Origin of the sequence: uncultured Caballeronia sp., assembly GCF_964243625.1 — a bacterium.
Lineage (GTDB): Bacteria > Pseudomonadota > Gammaproteobacteria > Burkholderiales > Burkholderiaceae > Caballeronia.
This window is the reverse complement of sequence record NZ_CAXTGZ010000768.1, coordinates 1-2556: the sequence shown is the minus strand read 5'-3', so window position 1 is coordinate 2556 and position 2556 is coordinate 1. Positions and strand designations below refer to the sequence as shown.

At 59.3% G+C, this 2556-nt stretch carries 3 protein-coding genes; all 3 read left to right on the top strand.

The features are described 5' to 3' along the window. On the top strand, positions 1 to 690 hold a 690-nt coding region (locus ACFFAR_RS30590), incomplete at its 5' end, for an alpha/beta fold hydrolase (RefSeq protein WP_375509158.1). A gap of 18 nt (positions 691 to 708) precedes the next feature. Next, complete coding sequence (locus ACFFAR_RS30585; protein ID WP_075357639.1) at positions 709 to 1569, top strand: alpha/beta fold hydrolase; 861 nt, start codon at positions 709 to 711, stop codon at positions 1567 to 1569. Positions 1570 to 1580: 11 nt separating this feature from the next. Further along, complete coding sequence (locus ACFFAR_RS30580; RefSeq protein ID WP_075357640.1) at positions 1581 to 2351, top strand: SDR family oxidoreductase; 771 nt, start codon at positions 1581 to 1583, stop codon at positions 2349 to 2351. Positions 2352 to 2556: the final 205 nt, after the last annotated feature.

The following is a 2556-nucleotide window of genomic DNA, read 5'->3' as shown; positions in this document are numbered from 1 at the left end:
GCTGGAAATGTAAGTGCGGTGCTCGTACACGGCGCGTGGGCAGACGGATCGAGTTGGAGCAAGGTCATCGAAAGGCTGAAGGCACAAGGTATCAATGCGATCGCGGCGCCCCTGCCGCTGAGTTCGTTGCAAGACGACGTGGCAGCGCTCGGAAGAACACTGGAACGCGTGGATGGTCCCGTGGTTCTCGCGGGGCATGCCTACGCCGGCGCGGTGATCGGATCGGCGCGGGCCGAGAATGTCAGGGCCTTGGTCTACGTGGCCGCGTTGGCGCCCGATGAAGGCGAAACCGTCGGCGACGTATTCAATCGCGGCAAACCGCATCCGCTTGCGCCCACACTATCGCCGGACAAGCATGGCCTGATCTGGTTGCCAAAGAAAGCCTTTGCGGACGCGTTCGCGCAGCATGCGAATTTACAAGAGCTGACCGTGCTGGAAGCGGTTCAGCGCCCTGTTTCCGTTTCGTGTATCGGGGTGGCAGTGGGACGTCCTCTCTGGAAGGACCGGCCAAGCTGGTTCCTGATTGCCGATGAAGACCGGATGATCGTCCGCGACAACCAGCAATTCATGGCACAGCGCATGAACGCGCTCGTGCATTCATATCCCGTCGATCACACGCCGATGATTACGTCGCCGGATGCCGTGACCAGCGTGATCATCGAAGCGGCTTGCGCAGTTGCCGCTCAATAACTTCGTAAGGAAGAACTCATGTCTGCCACTACCTATCGCTCTGCTGACGTTGACGGCTTCAAGGTGTTTTACCGTGAAGCGGGTCAACCCGGCGCGCCAAAGTTATTGCTCCTGCACGGCTTTCCAAGCTCGGGCCACATGTTTCGCGACCTGATTCCGAGGCTCGCCGACCGCTTCCATATCATCGCGCCGGATCTGCCTGGCTTCGGGCAATCGGATATGCCAGGCCGCGAAGCGTTTACGTACACGTTCGAGAACATCGCCAAGGTCATTGGACGGTTTACCGAAGTTGTCGGTTTCGATCGCTTTGCAATCTATGTTTTCGACTACGGCGCGCCAACGGGATTTCGTCTGGCGCTCAGTCATCCTGAACGAATTACCGCGATTATCTCGCAGAACGGCAACGCGTACGAAGAAGGTTTGAGCGATGGCTGGAATCCCATTCGCGCCTATTGGGAGGATGCGTCGAGTGCGAATCGCGAAGCGCTGCGTGCAATGCTCACGCACGACACGACCTTCTGGCAATACACGCACGGTGTCCCGGACACCACGCTCGTGTCGCCGGACGGCTATTCGCTCGACGACTTCTATTTGAGCCGTCCCGGCGCGGATGAAATTCAGCTCGACCTGTTCGGCGACTATAAAAGCAATGTCGCGTTGTACCCGTCGTTCCAGGAATATTTCCGGACCCATCGTCCACCCTTTCTCGCGGTGTGGGGAAAGAACGATCCGTTCTTCTTGCCACCGGGCGCCGAGGCGTTCAAGCGCGACATTCCCGATGCGGTCGTACGTTTCTTCGATACCGGGCATTTCGCGCTTGAAACGCATGCCCCGGAAATCGCTTCGGCCATCGCCGAATTTCTGACTCACAAATCCTGAGGAGACGCGAAATGTCCACGAAGGTAGCTATCGTCACGGGAGCGAGTCAGGGCATCGGCCGCTCGACCGCCATCCGGTTGGCGCGTGATTTTTCGTCGATCGTGCTTGTCGCGCGCAATCGCGAGAAGCTCGACCAGACAGCAGACGACGTGAAGAAAGCTGGCGCACGAGCGCTGGTCATCGATGCCGATTTATCTCACCCGGAAGTGGCGCAGGACGTCGTCGACAAGACGCTGTCAGCGTTCGGGCAGATCGACGCGCTGCTCAACATTGCAGGCGCCGTACCGCAGATCGATCTCTTCGATATGACCGATGACCAATGGGAACGCGGCCTTGCACTGAAGCTGCACGGTGCCCGGCGATTGACGGTCGCCGCATGGCCAGCGCTCAAGAAGACATCGGGGTCCGTGGTGCTGATGTCGGGCAACTCCGCGCTCTTCCCCAAGGCCCCGTATGCGGCGGTCGGCACGATCAACGCGGCGATCGTGGCGCTGGCAAAGGCGTTTTCGGACCGTGGCATTGCCGACGGCGTACAGGTCAACAGCGTGCTGCCTGGCCCGGTCATGACCGGCCGCCGCCAATCCTACCTCGAGCACTGGGCGCCGCTTCACGACATGACGGTTGAAGAAGCAACGGCGAGATTTCCTGCGGAAGCGCAGATCGCGCGGTTTGGCACGCCCGAGGAGATAGCGGAGCTGATGGCATTCATTGTGTCGCCGGCGGCGCACTGGATGACAGGATCGACGCTGAGGATGGACGGCGGAGAGGTCAAGTCGATTTGATTTCTCTTGAGAGAGATGCGTACGCGGGTGGTTTCGTTCAGTAACATTCGAGGGGACGCATCACCTTCCCGAGTAGATGTTCAAAGCACCTGTACGATGACACGCCTGCTACACCGGCAAACCAGGTCAGGAGAAGATCCGTTTCCTTCCATTGTTGTTTCGAGCAGCGACGATCCTTATGGCGGCGAGAATCATGCGTGGGCGT